A 23,579-nucleotide genomic window follows, 5' to 3' on the forward strand; every position below is an offset into this window, starting at 1 on the left:
AGCACTCCCTATTCGCGTTTCAGATACTCATCCAGCTGCTTTTGAATATCGTTTATTATGCGGTTTAATTCTGTCTTCTTAATTTGCTGATTGATAGCATCCAGCTGTTCTACTGTACCCTTGCTCTGATAATAAGGTATTCCTGTATCCTGAGCATAATATTGAGTCAGCAGTTTCTGATCATCTTCACTAAGCTGAGGATAAAAGCCATCAATAGATACCACAGGAGTATGTTCCATATATGCTCTGATTTCCTTTTGCCCATCCATCCCCATAGCCTCAGAGGGTGTTATAATGAGGTAATTCCCTGCAAAGCCTCTTCCGCTAATGGTATCCGGTAGGCTGTTATCATGCAATGCATATACAAGTCCATCCCGTTTTTCGTAATCTGTACCTTCCAGCCCATATATAAATAATTCAGAAAGCTCCTTATCTGTATTGATCAATGAGAGTAGTTGTACTGCTTCCTTCTTATATTGTGAGTCCTTGTATACTGCAGTGCCCCCCATACGAATAGCTTGCACCTTACCAAAAGGAATCTGTGTTTTTCCTGCATAACGCTGCACATGTTTCTGCAGCTGTACAGGATAATATCGCCCCGTAGTCACAAAGGTTCCCTTTTGCATCTGCTGCTCATACTCAGACTGCTTCAGATTTGCACCTGTCAGATTTTTCTGATTTAATTGTTCAATCCACGACATAGTGTCACTGAAAGCTTTTGTTTCATTCAGATTTACAACGTCCCAGCCGCCCTTCGTATGCTGATATCGCAGATAATTGCCAACAGGTAGAGGAAGGGGATAATACATATTCGTATAGACATCCATCTGTTCCAAGTCCTGATAGGAAAAAGGAATAATGTTTCCATGCTGGTCATCATAGACCGTTTGCATCGCTTCTGTCAGCTCTTCCTTACTCTGTATGGCACTTACATTGATTGCGCTGTTTTCTGCCAGCTCATTATCAATGATATATGCGTTTTGATATGCATACAACGCAATCTTAGGAATGTATTTTAAAATCCCGTTAACCCGTTGTGTTTCCCAATAGGAAACTGGCATCGAGCTATAAAAATCCTTTGCATAGGATTCATGCAAATATGCATCGAGATCTGCCATATCCTCATAATTATTTGTTGTACTGTCAAAAAGATCTATCTGAGCTTCTTGATCAGCTAAAGTTTGTAAGGAAGTATGTGTTACATCCTGTGTGAAATTTTCCGAATCAAAAGAGGAATCAACATCCATTATTTTAAATTGAACATGATATGGAAATCCCCTATCCTTCAAAATTTCATTTAGCTTGTCGGTATATGCATTCTTTATTTCCTCATCATTCTTATAGGCTTCATCATGATACCATACAGAGGATTCCATACTTTTAATGTCTACCCACCAGACGATTGTTTTCTCATTATATTCATCTTTGGTTTTATTATTTGTGCACCCTGTTAAACACAGTATACAGCACAACATAATGACCCTAAGTTTATTCATATACGGTTTCCTCTCCTTATTCATAGTAATTGCATTATAGAAAAAGATGAGTCAACTCATCTTTTTCTATATCATTCTATAAGCTCCAGGATCCAATATAATTTGGAGCATAATAATCACAGTTCACTCTATTCATACTATAGCCAGTTTGAGCAGTTCTTGAATAGGATAATTGCCCCTGTACAGATGGAGATGTAAAAGAATACCAGCCAGATGTTTTTCCGCTATCAGAATCATATTGATTATAGTGCCCACTAACCTGTTTCCATATTGTAGGAGAACCTCCAGATTCCGTGATTCTTGCAATAAATCCTTTTTTCCATGAACCAGAATAGGTATAGCTTAAACCGGTCGATACCTTATTGGCCGCTCCTACAGCAGTGAATGTTAACATACAAGCAAATGCTACTGCGAATACTTTAATTATCGTCTTTTTCATTATAATCCTCCTTTTCTCAATCCTCGACACGATTTCCCCCACCTCTTAAATGAACGCCTGATTCCATATCACAATGATTACAAATACAAGTTATAGAACACAGAATCAGGCATACAGCAGGCAAAAACAATTTTTTCACGGCTACCATAGTGTATCCCCTCCTTATTTACAGTTAAATTGTAACCGTTTTCTTAAGTGCTTACAATAGAATCTAAGCAAAATAAAAAAAGCATGAAAATAAAGATTTTAAATCATTTTTTTCGTACTTTTTTCAGTTTTTCTTCCCATTCAAACATGGCTTTATAGCTTTTCTTCCGTTGACATAACTTATATAACTCATTTTCACACATTTTGATATATAACTCATCATTTTTTTCTAATACCGGTAATATGCATTTTAGAATATATCGTTTATTCTCATCATTCGTACGCACATCGTAATGCTGATAGAACCTATATACTATCAAGTCTATTTCATCGCCTTTGCATGTATCCGTACAATTCACATATTTTTGAGGGATTCGATAATCCAGCATATGATTTGCATAACAGATGCAATTATAACAGCGAAGCAATTGGGCTTCAGATATCTCAAGTGCTTTTTCAAGGTACTCAAGACAAAACGAATACATTTCTCTGTGCAGATATATAGTGCCTAAATTCATGTAGGTGACAAATAACTGATTTCTGCTTACAGCTGTATGCTCTATTATAAACAGAAGCTTATCTCTATATAGATCCATTGCATGCGTATCGATATTTAAAAGAATATCTATTAACTTCGTATACAGTACCATTAACTGCACATGATTGTCCGTTTCAATCAGCTGCTTTTCTATTTCATAGCTTTTCTGCAAGACGAGAAGATAACGGTGCTGTCTTTCATATACTCTGGTACTAAACAACCGATTAGATAATAAACATGAGTTCTCATAAGAATATGTATGCAATACATGTTCAAGTTTAGCGTCCTCATGATAGTTTGCATAAACATATAGATAATAAATTGCAAGATCATATAGCCTTCCTTTAAAAATACCGGAAATCGCATCCAGCATATAAAATTCATCCTCGGTAATCATATGACTGCGGTTTTTCAAAAAGTCTCTTACTATCTGAAACAGCCATAAAATCTCTCCATAATACAACACATTCTGAAATTCCTGCATATCCTGAACTGCTTCATGTAACAGGCGGATACATGCTGCCTCTTTTTTAAAATCCATAAGCGGGAATAATTCCTCCGTAACTGTATTGATTTTCGCATCCCACTTTCTGGATTCCCATATGCGTTTTCCTAACTTTTTTGCCGCAAGCTCATACACCTCATCCCTGACACAGGCTTTCTGCTTCTCCAGAGAACAGTAGACACTGGATGAACAAACAGGAATATGCAGAGCATCTTTATAAAAGTTAGCCTGCTTCCATTGCACATCCTTACTTATTTTCAGATTGCGAATTCTGTAATAAGGAATCAGGATATTCAAATGCTGCTTATAGGTATTGCTGAATGTCATATACTCCCCTCCCTATCCTATACTTCTATTTTACAGTTTATCTAGCTATGTGTAAAGAAGGCATCCCATCGGACGCCTTCCTTTCCTTTTTCATTATTCCACGATGCAGCCAATCAGATTTTTCCCACTGCCATTAAAGAAAACCTTTGCCTCCATCTTCGCTTTTCCTTCCAGCTGCAGCTCATCTGCCAAAATCAGTCCGTCAGCACAGGCAATCGCATAACCGCCGTCCACCATACCGATGATTTCTTTGCAGGCAGCATTTCCCTTTTTGCTCAATCTGCGCACCTTATGGAATTTCAGCTTTTTGCCGTTTACCAGAACATAGGCACAGGGTGCAGGAATCAGACCACGGATATGATTATAGACGCTTTCAACATCTCTGCTGAAATCGACATGCTCCTCTTCCTTTTGAATGGTATAGGCAAACGTTGCCTCCGCTTCGTTTTGTTCCACGAAGACAGCACTTCCGTCAATGATTTTCGGAATGCTTTCACTCAGCAGCTGTGCTCCGGAAACGGCCAGCTTATCATACAAGGACCCCATCGTATCCTCATCCGCAATCGCCACATGGCTTTGCGCCATGACAGCACCGGCATCCATTTTCTTCACCATGCGCATGATGGATACACCGCTTTCCGCATGCCCTTCGATGATCGCCTTATGGATGGGTGCTCCACCTCTTAGCTTCGGCAGCAGCGATGCATGCACATTGACAGAGCCATAGGTCGGATGCTCCAGCAGCTTTGAAGGGATGAACTGCCCGTATGCACAGGTTACAATCAAATCGATATCCAGCTGCATCAGCTCCTCATAATCATCCCGTATTCGGGTTGGCTGATACACGGGGATATCATGTGCCAAAGCTGCCTGCTTTACCGGCGGCATCTGCAGCACCTGCTTTCTTCCTACCTTTTTATCCGGCTGACTGACAACACCAATGATTTCATAGCCGTCACTCCACAGCCGTTCCAGCATAGACACGGCGATTTCCGGCGTGCCCATGAACAGAATTCGTATTTGTTTTTTATCCATGCTATTCACCTCAGTAGGCATTATACCATGATGTGCGTGCGTTTGCATCTACTTTAACAAAACGTCTTCCTCTTGAATATGACAGCTAATGCAACAGACCGTCAAACACATCGGAAAACATCTGTACGCATCCCTTCATCGTGGAAACAATCGCCTCGCTGCTGCTCTTTGCAAGCTGGGAAGCGCGGTTTTCCTCAATATCCTTTAATGCGACCGGATCGTTTTGCGCTTTCACAACACGATTCTGCGCAACATCTGATTCAAAGCTCTCCACCTGCTCCTGAACGAGATTTCGCGTATCGTCTGACCCCTGCTGATTGATATAGGAGCCGATCGATACAAGAATACAAATCAGAATGGCATCCGCCAGAAATCGCTTCATATAAAATCACTCCTTTGTCAGTACATCATGAATACCGTCTGCGATAACATCCAGGGAGTTTGAAACCTCCTCGAAGGTATTTACATCACCGCCAAGCTCCATCAATACAATGTTTTTGGCAACCTCCTGATTATAATAGGCCTCCCTTGTCATGACCCCCTTCATGATACCATTCTTCTTTGCATTGATCGTGTCAGTTAATGTCGTGGACAGCTTGGTTGCCGTCTTGGCATTTTTCCCAAGACCACCGACAACAAACATCCCCTTGGCATAATTCTTACCATCGATATTGATATAGCTTGCTTCCCTTGGAATACTGTCACGATGCAGATCCAGACACATATCAAAGCCGCCGTAATTCACAAGTGCTTCGTTTAGATATTTATAGGATACCACATAGGATTCATTATACGTCAGTCCATGCGTATCACGGTAGCGAATGAAATCATTGGTTTCCAGAACCACCTTGATGCCGCGGTCCTCCAGCTTCTGTGCCAGAATCGCTGCAGCATCCAGCACCGTTTTACCGCCCTTATAGCTTTCATCCTGGTGGGTGTCGTAGATATAAACCCGTTTTCCGGTACTCTTACCTTTTTTATCCGCAGATTTTTCTTCCGTTTTCTTGTCACTGCTTTCAGCCTTATTGTTCTTACCGTCATCCTTGCTTTGTGAGGTATCCTTTTGCTCGTCTGTTGTCTTCGGCACCACACTTGGATTATCCTGTGTCGTTTCCACCTCCTTGATGTCCTCCTTGGGAATCGTCAGATTGGAATTGTAGGATAATACATTTAAAGAATCCTTCAGTGAGAGGGAGCTGTTGATTGTCTTTTGCTTATAAACAAAATTATTTAAAAGATCATCCGCATTGCGGAAACAGTGCTTCAAGCCGCTGGCAAACGGTGTCAGATAGAGAAAGGCAATCAGTACGAAGACTTTAGCAAGAAGCTTACATGTAGATTTCATAGAAAAAAGCACTCCCTTCTCTACCACCATATGTGGCCGGGTGTGCTTTCATGTTAAACTATGGATGACAAAATGCGACATTACAGCTGTTCATAGTTGGGATGCAGGAAGCGATTCAGACTTTCGGAAACGATATAGACCAGATGCTTCAGCTCATCATCCATCGATTTTGGCGTTACGACAAGGTTCAGATAATTGCTGTCTTGTATCTTCTGCAGAATATGCTGTTTTTCCTCTCCGCTGACCTCGAGGGTTTCATGCAGGATGGCACCGATACTGGTAACCGTTGCCACGCCGATGGCGATGACAGGAATATGCAGGCTTTTCTCACTAAGTGACATACGGTGATTTCCGACGCCGCTTCCCGGCTGAATACCGGTGTTGTTGATTTGAACAACGCGGTTGATCCTTGCGATATTACGGGTAGCCAGCGCATCAATGGCAATGACCAGATCCGGCTGATAGCTTTGTGCAACGCTTTGGACAATGGACAGCGACTCCAGCCCGGTCTGTCCCATAACACCCGGCTGCAGTACCGCAACATTGCGTGTTCCCGTTAAATAGGCAGGATCCTCATGCTCATACAAATGGGCGGTCACCAGAATTTCATTTGCCGCCTGCGGTCCCAGTGCATCCGAGGTAATGAAGCGGTTTCCCAATCCAACCACAAGAATTTTTTTCAGCGTCACATGCATATTATCACTCATATGCTGTAGATTTTCCTGGATTGCATCAATCATATTTTCCCGCACGACATGATCATCCAGATCACGGCATTCAATGGAAACGTAATCCCCCTTATGCTTGCCCAGCTCATTTTCATCACAAAGGACCTTAATATAATTGCTGCGAATGTAATCATTCTTTTTTTCGATATGCTCATAGGTTTTTGACTGGATATCTGCGGATATGATTTCATCCGCAAAATCACTACGTATCTGATATGGTTCTGCCATTTTTATACACCTCTTCCATAGTATGGTTTTTTTTCACCTTATTATTGCATTTTCATATTCTTTTTGATATAATTTACTGGCAATTGAAAACTAGGAGGTGCAACATGCCACAGATCCAATCACAGAAAAAACGTGTAAAAACCAACAACAAAAGAAACTTGGCTGTAAGTGCTCAGAAATCTGCATTGAGAACTTCCATCAAAAAAGTTCTGGCTGCTGTTGACGCAAAAGACGCAGCTGCCGCAGCTGCTGCTTACAACGAAGCAAGTTCTAAATTAGATAAAGCTGTTGCGAAGGGTATTCACCACAAAAACTACGCAACAAGACAGAAATCACGTTTGGCTAAAGCAATCAACGCTATTGCTGCATAAGAAACAGGACAGAGGTTCTGTTTTTTTTCATTTCATGCTATGATAGTATAGATGGGAAAGGAAGGATCGTATGAAACGCTATGTCGGAATATTGCTGACTTCCCTTGTCTTGTTCGGCTGCAGTGCCACGCAGAAGACGGAAGTGAAAGAACAGAAGGATCCCGCTGTTGAATTAAAGCAGACATCCATTCAAAACAGCAAAGCAATCAATGAGGACACCTGCTATAAATACCAGCGCTCCCTGCTGCATGAAAATCTGCAGGATGATTATGACCGGCTGTACGGTGCTTTGCTGCATCATGAATCCTCTGTCCTACTGGATTGCAGTATGCCCTATGTCATGAAGCTCTTTGATGCCGTCACCTTCGATCATCCCGAGCTGTTCTGGTCAAACTACGAATACAATTATAAAGAATCCGATGATAAGGAAAGTGTCACGCTGTATCCCTCCTATGCCTACGATCAGGAGGAAACCGCAAAGCTGCAGAAGCAGGTGGATGCCGTCGCTGCCAAGATATTACAGAAAGCGGAAGCAAAGCAGACAGATTATGAACGGCTGAAGCTTCTGTATGACTGGATCATCGATCGCAGCGATTATGTAAACAAGGAAGAAAACAATCAGAATATGCTCAGTGTATTTCTGGATAAAAAGGCAGTCTGTGCCGGGTATTCCAAAAGCTTCAAATATCTGCTGGATCAGCTGCATATTCCCAATGCGATCATATTGGTACAGGTCATTGAAAACCCGGAGGAATATCATGTCATCAATATGGTGCAAATGGATAAGCAGTGGTATTATCTGGATCCTACCTTCGGTGATATCAAAATCGAGAAAAGCTATAACAATTACCGCTATGCCTATTTCGCAATGACCAGCGAGGAGGTTGAAAACATCTATGTCCCACAGCAGGAAATCAAGCAGACAGCTGCATATAAGGACAGCTTCTTTTATCAAAGAGATGCGTATCTGAAGGGCTATGATGAAAATCAGATCATCGCAATCATTGCCTCCAACATCAACAATCCCGATCCCTGTCTGGCCATTAAGTGTGACAGCAAACAGACGTATGAGCAGGTGAAGCAGCTGCTGCGCTCCCAGCATGTTTTTGACCTCTTTCAGAGTGCAGGCTACAATCCACAGGAATTTGAGTATTACAGTCTGGATGAAAATTACTGCTTCTTTTTGAATTACTGGTAAGACATGCGTACAGATCAGCTGTAGATTGATAAAGATTTCGTTTGCCATGGTACAGAAGCCCGCGCATCGAAATCTTTTTTCTTACTGTTTTTTCGCATACTCATTTTGTATCGTAATGCTATAAGGATGCATCCGACTTTTATATCAGCCTTTACGAGAATGAATCCGAGTATTTATTTTAATTTCCTGATTTTAAATAAGAAATCCTGCTGTACATCCTCCCCGCGGTTTTTTCGTCCAAGTGTATTCAGCACGCGGATCAAATCATCTGCACGTGCAAGTTCATCATGGTATTCCAGTGATCCCTTCTGCAGTGTTTTTCCAGATATGTATCCATAGGTGAAGGTACCGTCTGTGAAAAACAGCTTCACACGTTCCTGAACCTTTTCTGAGCCGGATGAAAATGCATTCCCTGCCCCGATTCTACCGATATTGGCAAATGCATTTTCTATTGGAGTACCTACATATGCCAGTGACCTTCTGGCTTTTTTTACAGCATCGTAGGAATAGATGCCGCCATCTCCCAGCACAAAGGTAAAGCGTCTTGTGCGTTTATCAAACAAGGCGATATTATCATAGTTTTTCGTATATGCAAAGGGTTCCATTTTATTTCTCCTTTCTTCGTATGCTGTTTTGCTCTTTACAGGCTGTTGGACATCGCTTATTCGCACGTTCAGCTAGATGCATATTCATTAGACAGCCCGCCAGCACATATGATGCAGCACCTCCTACACGAAACATAATCGTTTTGAGGCATTCTCTCGCTGTATGCTGATTACCTGTACATGCACGAATCAGGCAGAAACAGCAAAGTATCAGCTCACAGCTTGCTGTTTTCAGGATTTCATAAAAATCAATAGCTCGCATCTCCTAAGGTTTCTCCTTCTTCATCTGTATCCTAAAGATGCAAGCACCATTCCCCTCTCTATACACTATAAGACAAATACACAGGAACCGCAAGTTCTATGGGCAACATACGGCAATAAGAAAAGAAGCAGTATGTGACCTGCTTCCTTATGAACGATACTATGTCAGAACAAACGCGATATATCATTCCAGGTTGCCAGAACCATGATACCGACGATCATCAGCAGACCGGCCATCATGATGGCACTTTGTATACGCTCGTTCAGCTTGCGCCCGATGAGGGTTTCAATCAAAACGATAAAGATACGGCCGCCGTCCAGAATCGGTATCGGCAGCAGATTGAAAATACCGACGTTGACAGAGAGCAGTCCAATCAGTGCAATCGTGGACAGCAGACCAGTCTGCGTGATCTGTGCCGTTACCTGATAGATGCCGACAGGTCCACTCAGATTTTTCAAACCGACACCCTGTACCAGCTTTCCTAGTGATTCAAAAATGGTCGTTACCGAATCTACCATTTTCTCTGTACCGTATGGTATGGATTCCAGCAGGGAAATCTCCTTGATTTCATTTTGCTGAAGAACCCCGAGAATATACTTGCTTTCATCCTTGACATACGTTGGGGTGAAATGCAGCATTACCTGCTTTCCATCCCGCAATACGGTAAATTCCGTATCACCATTATAATACTGGATAAACTCGACAACATCATTGAAGGTCTTCGGCTCCAGAACCTCTTTTCCGTTCTTCACACGGATGATTTCATCCCCGGCCTTCATTCCGCCCTTCTCTGCTGCGGAATTCTCCTGTACGGATGCAACCAATGCCCTTCCCGGCACACTGACAGCACCCTGATACGCAGTAATACCGATAAACAGCACCCACGCCAGCAGGACATTCATGATAGCTCCTGCCGCCATAACAACAATCTGCTTCCATGGCTTAATGCCGTTTAATGTCCGCTCATATGGAATGTTCAGCTCATCTGCTTCATCATCGTCCTCTTCTCCGGCCATTGCCACAAAGCCGCCAATCGGCAGGGCACGAATGGACCATGCAGTTTCACCAACCTGCTTCTGATAAACAACAGGTCCCATACCGATGGAAAATTCCTTGCAGTAGACACCGAAACGCTTAGCAGCAATCAAATGTCCCAGCTCATGCACAATAATGATGACGCTCAGAATCAGAACAAAATAAATAATGTTTACTATATTGCTCATACCAGACACATTCCTCCTTTCCATGCCCTACGCACGAACTCCCGTGCCCAGGCATCACTCTCTATAACCTCATCCAGAGAAGGATGCGCGATGTATGCAGCAGCTTCCACTGCCTTCATAATATAACGCTCGATATCCAGAAATCCGATTTTCTCATCGAGAAACAGCGCAACGGCCTCCTCATCTGCACCATTCATGACCGCGCCCAGATTTCCTTCTTTTCTGCCGACCGCAAAGGCCAGCTTCAACAGTGGATAGCGCTCTTCGCTGGCAGGAGTAAAATGAAGAGAAAAGGTACGCTGAAAGTCAAACGGCTCCGCATTTTTCATTTCCAGACGGGATGGATACGACAACGCATATTGAATCGGCAGACGCATGTCTGCTGTTCCCAGCTGTGCCATGATCGCATGGTCACGATACTGCACCATGGAATGGATAATACTCTCGCGATGGATCACCACATCGATGGCATCATAGGGAATATCAAACAGATAATGTGCTTCGATCACCTCAAAGCCCTTGTTCATCATGGTAGCGGAATCAATGGTAATGCGTCCGCCCATGTCCCAGTTGGGATGCTGCAGGGCTTCCTTTACCGTGACATCCGCAAGCTCTGCACGGCTGCGGTCACGAAAGCTCCCGCCACTCGCCGTAATAATCAGCTTATCTACCTCTTTCAGCGCATTCCCCTGCAGGCACTGGAAGATTGCGGAATGCTCCGAATCAATGGGATACAGCGCAACTGGATGCTCCTTTAACGCACGCTTTACCAGCGGACCGCCGGCAACCAGACTCTCCTTGTTGGCGAGCGCAACCGTCTTGTCATGTTCGATGGCTGTCAGTGTCGGTACAAGTCCGCGAAAGCCAACAACCGCATTCACCAGTACATCATAATCCGGATTTTCAGCAAGCTGCTTCAATCCGGCATCGCCAAAGCAGAAGGAATGGCTGGGATAGCGTTTCTGCATTTCTGTCATATCCGCTTCCTGAGCTACACAGACATGCCGCACCTTTGGCAGCGCGTCCAATATCTCTGCCAGCTTTTTCATATTATAGCCAACACTTAATCCTATGATTTCAAATTCAGAACTATGATGCTTTACCACATCCAGTGTCTGGGTGCCGATACTTCCGCTGGCACCAAGCAGCATTATTTTTTTCATAACATCAACACCACCAGTATCAGATCAAAACAAATAAAATTAAAAACAAGAGAATCCACCCGATCCAATACACCGCCATGTCCCGGCAGCAGATCGGAAAAATCCTTAATACCAAAGTTGCGCTTAATAGCGCTGAACGCAAGGTCGCCAATCTGTCCGGTCATCGTCAGAATTGCGGAAGCGATCATCATCTGGAGCGGGGTCATCGTATCGATCATAAACCAGGCAAAGGCAAAGGACAGCAGAGCGCCGAAAAGCCAGCCGCCAATGGAGCCCTCCCATGTCTTTTTCGGTGAAATGCGTACATTCAGCTTATGCTTCCCCAGAAACCGGCCACAGAAATACGCAGCGGTATCACACGCATAGGTGGCGATGATAATAAACCACACATACATGCGATTGGTTCCGTAAATATGCAGAAAGCATCGTGCGATTGCAAAGAAGAACGTCACATAGGCAATACACAGGAAGCCGTCCTTGGCATGAAAGCGATCTGTGAATACCGGTATGGATAAAAAGACAAGTGCTGCGACACCCAGCAAGGCAACATGCAGCCGTTCATCGCTTAGAACCAGCACAAAGACAGCCGCAATAGCAAGTGCCTTGATTCCCATAGGCCATTTTGCATCCTGCTCCTTCAGATTCAGCAGCTCAATGCCGCCTGCAATAATAATAAACGCGATCAGCAGATTGATCAGCCATCCGCCGTATACCAATGGCGGGACAACACAGAGGATGATCAGCAGCGCTGTAATAATCCTGGTCTTCATATTACAGACCTCCAAATCTGCGGTTTCTGTGATTAAATTCATCAATAGCCTTATTCAGTTCCTCCTGTGAGAAATCCGGCCAGGCCACCGGTGTGAAAATAAGCTCCGCATATGCCAGCTGCCAAAGCAGAAAATTGCTGATGCGCAGCTCTCCGCTTGTGCGTATCATCAAATCCAGTTCCGGCATATCCGCTGTCATCATATAGCTGCCAAAGGCATCCTCGTCGATATCCAGGCTCGCCTTCCCCTGTAGTACATCCTGCGCATATGCTTGTGCAGCCAGTGTAATTTCACGGCGGGAACCGTAATTGACAGCCAGACAGAGGATCAGCCCCGTATTCTCCTGCGTCTGCTCTACAGCTGTGGTAATCACACGGCGTGTCTCTTCCGGAAAGCGTTCGATTTCTCCAAGAAAGGTTACCTTGATATTATTTTTTTTCAGCTCTGCCAGATAGCGGTTAAAAAAAAGCTTCGGCAGCTTGCACAGATACTCCACCTCATCCTGCGGGCGTTTCCAGTTCTCCGTGGAAAACGCATAGCAGGTCAGCGCCTTAACGCCCAGCGTATTGCATGCTATGGCAATTTTTCTTATATTTTCCGCTCCCTGCTTATGACCGGCAGTTCTCGGCAGCCCTCGTTTCTTAGCCCAGCGTCCATTTCCATCCATGATGATGGCAATGTGCTGCGGTATGACTCTTGTATCCATAAGGATTCATCCTCCTACAATCATTATCGCATGTTCATCAGAACAGAATTATTATACCATACTTTCCATGAACTACCATACTTTTACAGCTATACAGCTGAATTTGATTCCCTTTTTTTACATATAGCACAAGAAAAGAGATGCTGCTTGCCAGACATCTCTTGTATGCTTTTATACCTTCATGATTTCCTTTGCTTTAGTATCCACAGCAGAATCGATGGACTTTCCGATTTTATCCGTCAGCTTCTGGATTTTCTCCTGCGCATCCTTCTTCAAATCCTCCGTCAGCTCCTTATCCTTTTTCACAGCATCGTTTGCATCACGGCGAATATTACGGATGGCGATTTTTGCTTCCTCTCCCATTTTATGAGCGGATTTTGCCAACTCCTTGCGGCGCTCCTCTGTTAACGCAGGAACATTCAGACGAATGACTTCCCCGTCACTTTGCGGAACCAGACCGGTATCACTTGTCTGAATCGCACGTTCGATATCCTTCAGCGTCCCGCGGTCATACGGCTTGATGACAAGCTGACGTCCCTCGACAACCTTAACGGATGCCACCTGATTGATCGGTGTCGGACTTCCATAGTATTCAAACTGCACATGATCAAGCAGGGATGCATGTGCAATGCCGGTACGAATCGTTTTCAGATCCTCCTCCAGGACAGCTACAGCCTTCTTCATTTTTTCTTCAGCATGATTTAAGATTTCCATAGTATTACTTCCTTTCCTTTGTGATAACGGTTCCCGTAATATCCCCCTGTACAGCCTTCAGGATATTTCCGTGCTCATTCATATTGAACACGACCAGATCAATGTCATTGTCCATGCACATGCTGGTAGCTGTCGTATCCATAACAGCCAGTCCTTCCTGAATCAGGTCCATATACGTGAGTGTGTCATATTTTACAGCATCCGGATTGGTTTTCGGATCCGCATTGTAAACGCCGTCCACACCATTTTTCGCCATCAGAATCACATCGGCTCCGATTTCGCTCGCACGAAGAGCTGCTGTGGTATCCGTTGAGAAATAAGGATTTCCTGTTCCGGCACCGAAGATTACAACACGGCTTTTTTCCAGATGACGGTTTGCACGACGCACGATGAACGGTTCAGCCACCTTCTGCATTTCAATCGCTGTCTGTACACGGGTAGGAACACCTTCCTGTTCCAGCGCACTCTGTACTGCCAGCGCATTGATTACGGTTGCCAGCATTCCCATATAGTCCGCCTGCACTCGCTCGATTCCCATCGTCTCCGCCATCTTGCCGCGAATGAAGTTTCCTCCGCCGACAACGATAGCCAGATCGACACCAAGCTCATGCACCTGTTTCAGTTCCTTTGCCAGTGAAGCAAGAATTTTGGGATCAAAGGAATTCCCTGGAGAGGACAATGCTTCTCCGCTTAATTTCAGCAATACTCGTTTGTACATAATTACGTCCACCTTTATCATTTTTTATGTATGGATTATGAAATCCTTTCGTTCTTATTATAAAGAAAAAGCTATCAAAAAGGAAGAGGATTCTGTTGTTTTTTCCATTTTCCTCTTCCTGCGCACCGGATGCTGAACCAAGCAGCAGGAGGAATCAAAAGACTACTGCTTCCCCTGCATTCCCGCTTGCTCTTCTCCCCTGTGCTCACACAGGGTACGGTGCCTTAAAAAAAGGACACAAAGAGTGTCCTATTTACCAAATGCCTGGCTCATTACTTCCTCAGCAAAGTTATCCTCACGTTTCTCGATACCTTCACCTACAGCGTAACGAATAAAGCTTGCGACAGTGGAAGCATGCTCCTTCAGGTACTGTCCAACCTTCTGGTCAGGATTCAGGAAAAACTCCTGCTCTACCAGACAAGCATCCTTCAGATTCTTGGAAACCTTTCCTTCGATGATACCGGCAAGAACCTTTTCCGGTTTGCTAGCCAGCTTCTCATCGTTTTTAACGATTTCAGTCTGTACCTTACGCTCGTGTTCAACAACCTCAACCGGCATGTCATCACGTGTTACGTACTGTGGGTTCATACTTGCAATCTGCATTGCCATATCCTTAGCGACTTTTTCATCCGCACCCTTTAATACAGCCAGTGCAGAAATCTTTCCGCCCATGTGCATATAGGAAGCGAAAACTTCATCGTCTGCCTTTTCAACTACAGCCATACGACGCAGAGAGATTTTTTCTCCGATGGTAGCTGTTGCAGTCGTTACCAGATCTGCAATGGTTTCACCGTTCACCGTGCAAGCCAGTGCAGCATCCAGATCCGCAGGCTTGTTGGCAATCAGCGCGTTTTTGATAGTTTCCAGCAGCTCCAGGAACTGCTCGTTCTTTGCAACAAAGTCTGTTTCGGAGTTTACCTCAAAGATAACTCCGGTGTTGCCTTCCACACCGACACGTGTCAAGCCTTCTGCAGCGATACGGTCATTTTTCTTTGCAGCCTTTGCGATACCTTTTTCACGCAGCCAGTCGATAGACTTTGCGATGTCGCCATCACACTCCGTCAGAGCCTTTTTGCAGTCCATCATTCCTGCGCCTGTTTTTTCACGTAATTCTTTTACTAATGCAGCAGTGATCATGATCTTTCCTCCATTTATATACTTATGTTTATCTGCTTATTCAGCAGGCTTTGCTTCAGTGCTTTTTGCAGCATCGTTGTTTGCCGGTCTGCTGTCAGCTGCCGGTCTGACATTTTCACGTCTCTGGTAAGGAGCCTTTGCGTTACGTCCGCGGTTACGGTCATAAGGACGACGGTTACGACGTTCTTCATTTCTCTGACGACGACGTCTTTCGTTCTCTGCAATCTGCTCTTCCACGTTGATGATAACATCCTTCATCGTTACATCGTTTTCGTTCTCATCGATGTTGTGAGCAACGCTTAACAGACCACCCTTAGCCTCAACAATAGCGTCAGCCATCAGTGTTGTAATCAGTTTTACGGAACGGATTGCATCATCGTTGGAAGCGATTGGGTAATCGACTGTTTCCGGGTCACAGTTTGTATCTACCATAGCAAATACAGGGATTCCCAGCTTTTTAGCCTCTGCAACTGCATTGTGTTCTTCCTTTGGATCAATAACGAAGATTGCGTTTGGCAGCTTCTTCATTTCCTTGATTCCGCCCAGGAAGTTTTCCAGACGAGCCTTCTGCTTCTTAACCTGTGCGATTTCTTTCTTAGGGTACAGGTCCAGTGTTCCGTTTGCTTCCATCTCTTCGATTTCAACAAGACGTTTTACACGTTTCTGAATCGTACGGTAGTTTGTTAACAGACCACCCAGCCATCTCTGATTTACAAAGAAGCTTCCGGAACGAAGTGCTTCCTCAACAACCACAGCCTGTGCCTGTTTCTTCGTACCTACGAACAGTACCTTTCCGCCTTTTTCAGCGATATCTTTCATTGCCGCATATGCAGTGTCCAGCTGTTCCAGAGTTTTCTCCAGATTGATGATGTAAACACCGTTTCTGCTTGCATAGATGTTTGGTTTCATTTTTGGGTTCCATCTGCGTGTCTGATGACCGAAATGTACACCAGATTCCAATAATTTTCTCATTGTTACTACTGACATGATATATCCTCACTTTCCGTTACGCCTCCATCACTTCCACGCGGCAGCAACTTGTCACCGGCGCATACACTGCGTCTCAAAGCACGGGCTGCCGAATCCATGATGTGTGTAGTGTGCGTATTCGCACCGTTGTTTATTATATCACATTCATTGTTCTTTTCAATAGTTTTTTTACTTTTCTTGTGCCCGCGGATGTGCCTGCGTGTATGCCCTCTTTAAGCGATCCTGCGTCACATGCACATATACCTGCGTTGTCGAAAGCGATGCATGTCCCAGCAGCTCCTGCACCACACGCAAATCGGCACCGTTATCCAGCAGATGAGTCGCAAAGGAATGGCGGAACATATGCGGGTGCACATGTACCGATAACGCGCAGGCGTCCGCGGCCAGCTGCATGCGGTACTGGATGCCCCGTGTGGTCAGTCCATTTCCCCGCTGATTGATGAAGACGACAGCGTGCTCTTCCTTCATCCATTGCGGACGCACCTCCTGTAGATAGCGCTTTAGCAGTTCTCCTGCCAGCGCATAGAAAGGGACAATGCGCTGCTTACTTCCCTTACCGAGAACGGTTATAATGCGATCGTGCAAATCGACGTCGCACAGCCGAAGGGCTGCCGCCTCACTCACACGCAGTCCACAGGCATACATCAGCTCAAACATCGCACGATCCCGCAATCCATCCGGAGTTTCCAGATCAAAGCTGCTCAAAAAGGTATCCATTTCATCATAAAACAGAAATTCCGGTATCCGTTTGGCGCGTTTCGGTGTCTTGAAATAGAGAAACGGATTTTGTGCGATTCCCACATATTCATTCAGATAGCGGTAAAAGGAACGAAGAGAGGAGAGCTTGCGGGCAATCGTGGAATTCTTCATTTCTCCGTTGACACCGGGCTTCTCACGTAAGGCGGCGATGTAATTCATCACGATGATGCGATCCGCATCCTGCAGCTCCGCAATTCCCTCCGCCTGCAAAAAAGAGATAAACTCGCGTATATCTCTTTGATAAGCGGAGCGTGTATGCACACTGCCGCTGTTGAGGGAATCCATGTATTGCAGAAACCGCGCAAGCAGCTCCTCCATCAGTCAAACTCCTTTTTGTATGTATCGATTACGGATAGCGCCTGCTTGGCAAACGCCTCCTTGCGCTCCTTCTTCTTCACCTTTTCCAATAGTCGCATAATTCCGAAGTTGGCATTCATCGGCTGAAAATAGCGCTCGCTGGCATGAGTGATGTAATGTGCCATAGACCCGATCACACAGGTATCCGGCAGCTCTACAACCGCCTTCTCACGCATGAGGTTGGCCATATTCATCCCAGCCAGAAGTCCGCTTGCCGCACTTTCGACATAGCCCTCTACGCCGCACAGCTGACCGGCGAAGAACAGATCATCCCGCTGGACATGCTGATAGGTGGGGCGCAGAACCTTCGGTGCACACAGATAGGAATTGCGGTGCATGACACCATAGCGCACAATGGAAACATTTTGTAAGCCGGGTATCATGGACAGCAGGCGCTTTTGCTCTCCCCATTTCAAATGCGTCTGAAAGCCGACGATGTTATACAGGCTTGCCACGGCATTATCCTGACGCAGCTGTACAACGGCATAGGGTGTTGTCCCATCCGGACGCTCCAGGCCAACCGGCTTCATCGGACCAAACAGCAGTGTCTGCCGGCCACGGCGTGCCATTTCCTCAAACGGCATACAGCCTTCAAAGTAGGTTTCATCCTCAAACTCGTGCAGCTGTGCGGTTTCCGCATGAATCAGCTCCTCATAAAAGGCATCAAACTCCTCCTTATTCATCGCGCAGTTGATATAGGCAGCCTTTCCCTTGTCATAACGGGATTTGATATACGCCTTGGAAAAGTCAATGCTGTCCTTTTCTATGATCGGAGCTGCTGCATCATAGAAATGGAAATACTCTGCATGGGTATATTCCTGTATGGCTTTGCTTAAGGCATCGCTTGTCAGCGGCCCGCTGGCAATGATGCAGGGACCATCGGGGATCTGTGTTACCTCTTCCTGAACAACCTCAATCAGCGGATGCTGTTTCAGCTGTTCTGTAATACGCCGCGAAAACGCCTGACGATCCACCGCCAGCGCACTGCCGGCCGGAACTCGTGTGGCATCCGCACTCTCCATGATGATGGAATCCAGATGCCGCATTTCCTCTTTCAAAATCCCAACTGCATTGTTCAGGGAATCCGAACGGAGGGAATTGGAGCACACAAGCTCCGCAAAGTTCTCACTGTGATGTGCCGGTGAGGATGTTTTCGGCCGCATTTCCACAAGCCGTACCGGAATATTACGCTTTACCAGCTGCCACGCCGCCTCACAGCCTGCCAGACCGGCTCCGACAACGGTTACCTTTTCCATCATGATTCGCTGCCTTCCTCTTCTGTGCTTGCAGCTTTCTTAACGGCTTTCTTCACTGCCTTTTTCACGACCTTTTTGGTCGTTTTCTTGGCAGCCGCTTTCTTTTTCGGTGCTGCCCCATCCTGAGCATCACGCTTTTCCTTCTTCGGCTCCTTTTTGATGTAGCGGCATTTTGGATAATTGCTGCAGCCGACAAAGGTCGTGCCGAAACGGGATTTTCTTCTTACCAGTTCATGACCGCAGTCCGGACACATTTCTCCGGTAGGCTCCGGTTCTTCCTTCGTCTTGTTGCTCTTGATGTATTTACAATCCGGGTAATTGCTGCAGGCCAGAAAGGAGCCATAGCGGCCTTTTTTCGTCACCATCTTGCTTCCGCATTTCGGGCAGACCTCTTCTACGGCATTCTCATCCTCATCCTCTCCCTTGGTGTAGCGGCATTCCGGAAAGTTGATACAGGAGATGAATTTACCGAAACGCCCGATGCGATACACCAGATCGTTTCCGCAGTCCGGACATTTTTCTCCGGTGCGCTCCAGCTCCTTCTTTTCCATATTCTCATATGCATTCTGCAGCAGCGGCTCGAATTCGTTGTAGAAGGTGCGAACCTCCTCGATATTGTTTCGCTCCCCTGCCGCAATCTCATCCAGGTGATGCTCCATATTCGCCGTATAGGATACGTTGATAATTCCACTGAAGAATTCCTGCAGCTTGGTATCGGTCAGCTCCCCCTGTTCACTCGGGATGAAAACCTTCGTCTTGCTTCCCTCACTCGGGCGCTCCAAAGAGACATAGCCACGCGCCTGCAGTGTATCAATGATGATTGCATAGGTGGACGGACGTCCGATTCCCTTTTCCTCCAGATCCTTAATCAGGCGGGCTTCACTGTAGCGAAGCGGCGGTTCTGTAAAGTGCTGTTTTCCTTCCAGCTCAACATCCTTCAGGATTTCCTGTTCTTCCATGACCGGCAGCATTTCATCCTTCACGGTTTCATAGTCGCTGTAGATTTTCAGATAACCGTCAAAGGTCAGAATGGAGCCGTTTGCACTGAATTCACAGCCATCGGATACAATTTGTACATTGACGACATTGCTCTTGCTTGGCGCCATCAGGGATGCCAGCGTTCTGGCATAGATCAGCTTATACAGCTTATATTGATCATTTGTCAGATATTCCTTGACGCTTGCCGGTGTATTCAAAATACTCGTCGGACGGATAGCCTCATGCGCATCCTGTGCATTTTCACTGTTTTTCTGACGGGCACGTCCCTTATAGTCCTTCCCATAGGTTTCTTCTATATAGCTTTCCGCATCCTTGACAAATTGATCACTCAGTCGTGTGGAATCGGTACGCATATAGGAAATCAGACCCTCGCTGACTCCTCCCGCAAGTGGAAGCCCCTCATACAGCTTCTGTGCAATCTGCATGGTTTTCTTCGCTCCAAAGCCCAGCTTGGTGCTTGCCTCCTGCTGCAGGGTGGAGGTGATAAACGGCATTCTCGCTTCTTTCCTGCGAACCTTCTTTTCAATGCTGCTGACGATAAAATCATGACAGCAGCGCTCGATCACGGCATTTACCTCTTCCTGCGTCTTCAGGTCAGCCTTCTTGCCGTCAATCTTGTTCAAGGATGCACGAAACGTCTTTCCATCCTTTTCAATATTAGCAGCCAGTGTCCAGTATTCCTCACTCTTAAACGCACGGATTTCATTCTCTCGCTCGACGATCAGACGTAGTGCCACAGATTGTACACGGCCTGCGGATTTGCTTTTTATTTTACTCTGCAGCAGCTTGGACAGCTTAAAGCCGATGATTCGATCCAGCATACGGCGTGCCTCCTGAGATTTCACAAGGTCCTGATCAATCGTTCGCGGATGCTCAAACGCCTCCACCACTGCATGCTTTGTGATTTCGTTGAAGATGATTCGGTTTTCTTCCTCCATGTTCAGCTCCAGCACATTTGCCAGATGCCAGGCAATCGCCTCACCCTCACGGTCGGGGTCACTTGCCAGATATACATGATCGCTTTTTTTCGCGAGGTCCTTCAGCTCCTTAACGACTGCTCGTTTGTCACTGCTGACCTTGTAGGTCGGCTCGAAATCATTCTCAACATCGATTCCCAGACCGCCCTTGCCGCTTGTCGCAAGATCACGTATATGTCCTTTGGATGAAACAACATGATAGTCGCCACCCAGGTATTTTTCTATGGTTTTGGATTTGGAAGGGGATTCCACAATAACCAGATTTTTCATGTTATGCCTCCTAGCAATTAAATATACGTCTCCTATTATTCGCACAATTTCCTGTTTTGTCAAACATTTTTTAAAAAATAAGCCGTAGATCATCCTCATCCACAAGGATATTTGCCCCCTGTGAGATCAACAGATTGCAGCCGGTTCCGGCCTCATCCAGATAAGCGTGAGGCACACAGTAAACAGGAATATCCAGCTCCAGCGCCTCATTCACCGTCAGCAGTGAGCCGCTTCGCCTGCGGGCCTCCACAACGATGATTGCCTCACTCAATGCGGCAATAATTCGATTTCTCCAGGGAAAGTGGTACGCATAGGGCTTTGTCCCGTTTGGATATTCACTGATGATCAGCTGCTTTTTACGCATAACTGCATACAGAGACGCATGCTCTCTTGGATATATGACATCCAGACCGCAGCCAATCACTGCAATCGTATGCTGATCCAGCGCACTGCGATGCGCCTGTCCATCAATTCCTCTGGCAAGACCGGACACAATGACGAAGCGCTCCTTCATACAATCGGTGATGCGTGCACAGTTTCTAAGCCCCGCAGCACTCGCCTGACGACTGCCGACAATGCCGCAGCCAGACCTCTCAAGCAGTGTTATATCACCTTCATAAAACAATACCCATGGCGGACAGGCAAGCCTTCGCAGCTTGTCGGGATAGGCTTGATCAGCAATCGTCACAAAGTCTCCCTCATACGCCCTTCGCGTCCAGGACTCCTGCCTTTCCAGCGCCAGCTTCATCTTTTTCCAGTCGCCTTCATAGCGTAGTGCATAGCACAATAATTGTTCTCTCATAATATCACCTCATATGTATATACGAAATGAACATCGAAAACTCCTAAAAAAAACAGGAAAATTTCCTGTTTTTCATGAATAACATCTGTGCTAAGGTACTCTGCGTGTTTCATTTAGCCTTTTTTTGGCTTTATGACTTCATCCAGTGCATCCTTCGCCGCATCATCCACCAGAATTTCTCTGGCGCTTGTCAGGAAGGAAGCCATATTCTGCATTTCGCTTGGCACCACAATCTTGGTAGCCTTGCCGTCCGCCATTTTCTCATAGGTTTCCAGACTCTTCAGACTCAGATATTCCTTCGTCGGGTTGGCATCCTTAATCATCTCAATACCACGGGCCTGTGCCTCATAAATACGTTCCATTGCACGGGCCTGTCCTTCTGCTTCCGCAATCATTGCTTCCTTCTTTGCATTAGCACGCAGCACCATAGCCTCCTTTTCACCCTCGGCAGTCAGGATATTGCTTCGTTTTTCACCCTCTGCACGAAGAATGGATTCACGGCGTTCACGCTCTGCACGCATCTGCTTTTCCATCGCTTCCTGAATATCGCGCGGCGGAATGATGTTTTTAACCTCTACACGATTAACCTTGATACCCCATGGATCCGTCGCTTCATCCAGAATCGCACGCATCTTTGTATTGATAATATCACGGGAGGTCAGCGTTTCATCCAGCTCCAGATCACCAATGATATTACGCAGGGTGGTCGCCGTTAAATTCTCAATCGCTGTGATCGGCCCTACAACACCATACGTATACAGCTTTGGATCGGTAATCTGAAAATATACAACCGTGTCAATCTGCATGGTAACATTATCCTTGGTGATAACCGGCTGCGGAGCAAAGTCCTTTACAACCTCCTTCAATGTCACCTTATTCGCAACACGATCCACAAAAGGAACCAGAATATGAATTCCTGTGTTCCACGTTGTATGATAGGCACCCAGTCGTTCAATAACATATGCCTTTGCCTGCGGCACGATACGGATGAGGTAGGCAAACAGCCCAACCAGAATCAGTACAACTACAACAAGCAGTATAATCTGAAATACACTCATCATCATTACCTTCTTTCTTTTTCTATCTTTCGGTTACTCTTTTCACAAGTAACTTAGCACCTTCAATAGCGACAACCTTGACCTTTGCACCTTCCTCGATGGAATCCTCCTCCACCGGGACAGCATGCCACATTGTCCCGTTCACCTTGACCTCGCCCCATTCGTCCTTTGTGACAAGCCTGGTAACCTGTGCAATCTCACCGATAAAGCGATCGGCATTGGTGGGCACCGTATTTCCACGCAGATAACGTGAGGCGATCGGGCGTACGATCAGCATACTGACAAGTGAAACAACAACAAAGCATACAATTTGCACCCACAGCGGAAGATTGATCAAAGCTGTCAATGCTCCAATCACGCCTCCCACGGCAAACCATATGGAAATCAATGCTGTAGGTGTAGCCAGTTCAACCAGAACCGCCCCTACACAAATGGCAATCCAGATCAGTACCATAG

Annotated in this window: 23 protein-coding genes and 1 pseudogene; 2 read left to right on the plus strand and 22 right to left on the minus strand. The window is 45.7% G+C overall.

Annotated elements, in window-relative coordinates:
• Positions 1 to 8: 8 nt before the first annotated feature.
• The 7 genes from NE665_RS00890 to gpr form a co-directional block, all read right to left on the minus strand.
• A complete protein-coding gene (locus NE665_RS00890) occupies positions 9 to 1,496 on the minus strand; it encodes a hypothetical protein (RefSeq protein ID WP_147323998.1) in 1,488 nt (495 codons plus the stop codon).
• Positions 1,497 to 1,572: 76 nt separating this feature from the next.
• On the minus strand, positions 1,573 to 1,935 hold the full coding sequence (locus NE665_RS00895) for a hypothetical protein (protein WP_117441543.1): 363 nt from the start codon (positions 1,933 to 1,935) through the stop codon (positions 1,573 to 1,575).
• A gap of 251 nt (positions 1,936 to 2,186) precedes the next feature.
• Positions 2,187 to 3,452 (minus strand): hypothetical protein, encoded by a 1,266-nt coding sequence (locus tag NE665_RS00900; protein ID WP_117441542.1) that lies wholly within the window; start codon positions 3,450 to 3,452, stop codon positions 2,187 to 2,189.
• 93 nt (positions 3,453 to 3,545) lie between these two features.
• Positions 3,546 to 4,487, minus strand: coding sequence for a methionyl-tRNA formyltransferase (gene fmt / locus NE665_RS00905; protein ID WP_117441541.1), 942 nt, complete (start codon positions 4,485 to 4,487; stop codon positions 3,546 to 3,548).
• Between the two features lie 85 nt (positions 4,488 to 4,572).
• The gene (locus NE665_RS00910; RefSeq protein WP_002608944.1) at positions 4,573 to 4,869 is read right to left on the minus strand and encodes a hypothetical protein; all 297 of its coding nucleotides are present in this window, start codon (positions 4,867 to 4,869) and stop codon (positions 4,573 to 4,575) included.
• Positions 4,870 to 4,875: 6 nt separating this feature from the next.
• Positions 4,876 to 5,832 (minus strand): stage II sporulation protein P, encoded by a 957-nt coding sequence (spoIIP, locus tag NE665_RS00915; protein ID WP_117441540.1) that lies wholly within the window; start codon positions 5,830 to 5,832, stop codon positions 4,876 to 4,878.
• A gap of 80 nt (positions 5,833 to 5,912) precedes the next feature.
• On the minus strand, positions 5,913 to 6,788 hold the full coding sequence (gene gpr / locus NE665_RS00920; protein ID WP_117441539.1) for a GPR endopeptidase: 876 nt from the start codon (positions 6,786 to 6,788) through the stop codon (positions 5,913 to 5,915).
• Between the two features lie 104 nt (positions 6,789 to 6,892).
• Between gpr and rpsT the strand changes: the two genes are divergently transcribed.
• Together rpsT and NE665_RS00930 are read left to right on the plus strand one after the other, a co-directional pair.
• On the plus strand, positions 6,893 to 7,159 hold the full coding sequence (gene rpsT, locus NE665_RS00925) for a 30S ribosomal protein S20 (RefSeq protein ID WP_002608941.1): 267 nt from the start codon (positions 6,893 to 6,895) through the stop codon (positions 7,157 to 7,159).
• A gap of 70 nt (positions 7,160 to 7,229) precedes the next feature.
• On the plus strand, positions 7,230 to 8,357 hold the full coding sequence (locus NE665_RS00930) for a transglutaminase domain-containing protein (protein ID WP_117441538.1): 1,128 nt from the start codon (positions 7,230 to 7,232) through the stop codon (positions 8,355 to 8,357).
• Positions 8,358 to 8,530: 173 nt separating this feature from the next.
• Here NE665_RS00930 and NE665_RS00935 read toward each other — a convergent pair whose 3' ends face one another.
• The 15 genes and pseudogenes from NE665_RS00935 to NE665_RS01005 all read right to left on the minus strand — a co-directional run bounded on the left by NE665_RS00935 (position 8,531) and on the right by NE665_RS01005 (position 23,577).
• Positions 8,531 to 8,962, minus strand: a complete 432-nt coding sequence (locus NE665_RS00935) for a hypothetical protein (RefSeq protein WP_233104494.1) — start codon at positions 8,960 to 8,962, stop codon at positions 8,531 to 8,533.
• 426 nt (positions 8,963 to 9,388) lie between these two features.
• Positions 9,389 to 10,447, minus strand: coding sequence for an RIP metalloprotease RseP (rseP, locus tag NE665_RS00940; protein WP_117441535.1), 1,059 nt, complete (start codon positions 10,445 to 10,447; stop codon positions 9,389 to 9,391).
• Entirely contained in the window at positions 10,444 to 11,610 is a 1,167-nt protein-coding gene (locus NE665_RS00945) for a 1-deoxy-D-xylulose-5-phosphate reductoisomerase (protein WP_117441534.1), read from the minus strand. The genes rseP and NE665_RS00945 overlap by 4 nt, the downstream gene beginning before the upstream one ends.
• Positions 11,607 to 12,380 carry a phosphatidate cytidylyltransferase gene (locus tag NE665_RS00950; protein ID WP_117441533.1) on the minus strand — a complete coding sequence of 258 codons (774 nt, stop codon included), beginning with the start codon at positions 12,378 to 12,380 and terminating at the stop codon, positions 11,607 to 11,609. The genes NE665_RS00945 and NE665_RS00950 overlap by 4 nt, the downstream gene beginning before the upstream one ends.
• A gap of 1 nt (position 12,381) precedes the next feature.
• Entirely contained in the window at positions 12,382 to 13,086 is a 705-nt protein-coding gene (locus NE665_RS00955; protein WP_117441532.1) for an isoprenyl transferase, read from the minus strand.
• 171 nt (positions 13,087 to 13,257) lie between these two features.
• Positions 13,258 to 13,800: a ribosome recycling factor gene (gene frr, locus NE665_RS00960; protein WP_002608934.1), complete on the minus strand. Its 543-nt coding sequence runs from the start codon at positions 13,798 to 13,800 to the stop codon at positions 13,258 to 13,260.
• 4 nt (positions 13,801 to 13,804) lie between these two features.
• Positions 13,805 to 14,518: a UMP kinase gene (gene pyrH / locus NE665_RS00965; protein ID WP_008817320.1), complete on the minus strand. Its 714-nt coding sequence runs from the start codon at positions 14,516 to 14,518 to the stop codon at positions 13,805 to 13,807.
• Positions 14,519 to 14,767: 249 nt separating this feature from the next.
• Entirely contained in the window at positions 14,768 to 15,655 is an 888-nt protein-coding gene (tsf, locus tag NE665_RS00970) for a translation elongation factor Ts (RefSeq protein WP_117441531.1), read from the minus strand.
• A gap of 306 nt (positions 15,656 to 15,961) precedes the next feature.
• A pseudogene (rpsB, locus tag NE665_RS00975) lies at positions 15,962 to 16,642 on the minus strand (30S ribosomal protein S2); the annotation flags it as partial.
• 171 nt (positions 16,643 to 16,813) lie between these two features.
• Positions 16,814 to 17,722, minus strand: a complete 909-nt coding sequence (locus tag NE665_RS00980; RefSeq protein ID WP_117441528.1) for a tyrosine recombinase XerC — start codon at positions 17,720 to 17,722, stop codon at positions 16,814 to 16,816.
• Positions 17,722 to 19,020 (minus strand): methylenetetrahydrofolate--tRNA-(uracil(54)-C(5))-methyltransferase (FADH(2)-oxidizing) TrmFO, encoded by a 1,299-nt coding sequence (gene trmFO, locus NE665_RS00985; protein WP_117441527.1) that lies wholly within the window; start codon positions 19,018 to 19,020, stop codon positions 17,722 to 17,724. Before trmFO ends, NE665_RS00980 begins: the two co-directional genes overlap by 1 nt.
• Entirely contained in the window at positions 19,017 to 21,263 is a 2,247-nt protein-coding gene (topA, locus tag NE665_RS00990; RefSeq protein WP_117441526.1) for a type I DNA topoisomerase, read from the minus strand. The genes trmFO and topA overlap by 4 nt, the downstream gene beginning before the upstream one ends.
• Before the next feature lie 70 nt (positions 21,264 to 21,333).
• Positions 21,334 to 22,065, minus strand: coding sequence for a DNA-processing protein DprA (gene dprA / locus NE665_RS00995; protein WP_117441525.1), 732 nt, complete (start codon positions 22,063 to 22,065; stop codon positions 21,334 to 21,336).
• A gap of 113 nt (positions 22,066 to 22,178) precedes the next feature.
• Positions 22,179 to 23,126 carry an SPFH domain-containing protein gene (locus NE665_RS01000; RefSeq protein ID WP_256302439.1) on the minus strand — a complete coding sequence of 316 codons (948 nt, stop codon included), beginning with the start codon at positions 23,124 to 23,126 and terminating at the stop codon, positions 22,179 to 22,181.
• A gap of 19 nt (positions 23,127 to 23,145) precedes the next feature.
• Complete coding sequence (locus tag NE665_RS01005) at positions 23,146 to 23,577, minus strand: NfeD family protein (RefSeq protein WP_117441523.1); 432 nt, start codon at positions 23,575 to 23,577, stop codon at positions 23,146 to 23,148.
• Positions 23,578 to 23,579: the final 2 nt, after the last annotated feature.

Origin of the sequence: Clostridium sp. DFI.1.208 (genome assembly GCF_024463855.1) — a bacterium.
Classification (GTDB): Bacteria; Bacillota_I; Bacilli_A; order Erysipelotrichales; family Erysipelotrichaceae; genus Clostridium_AQ.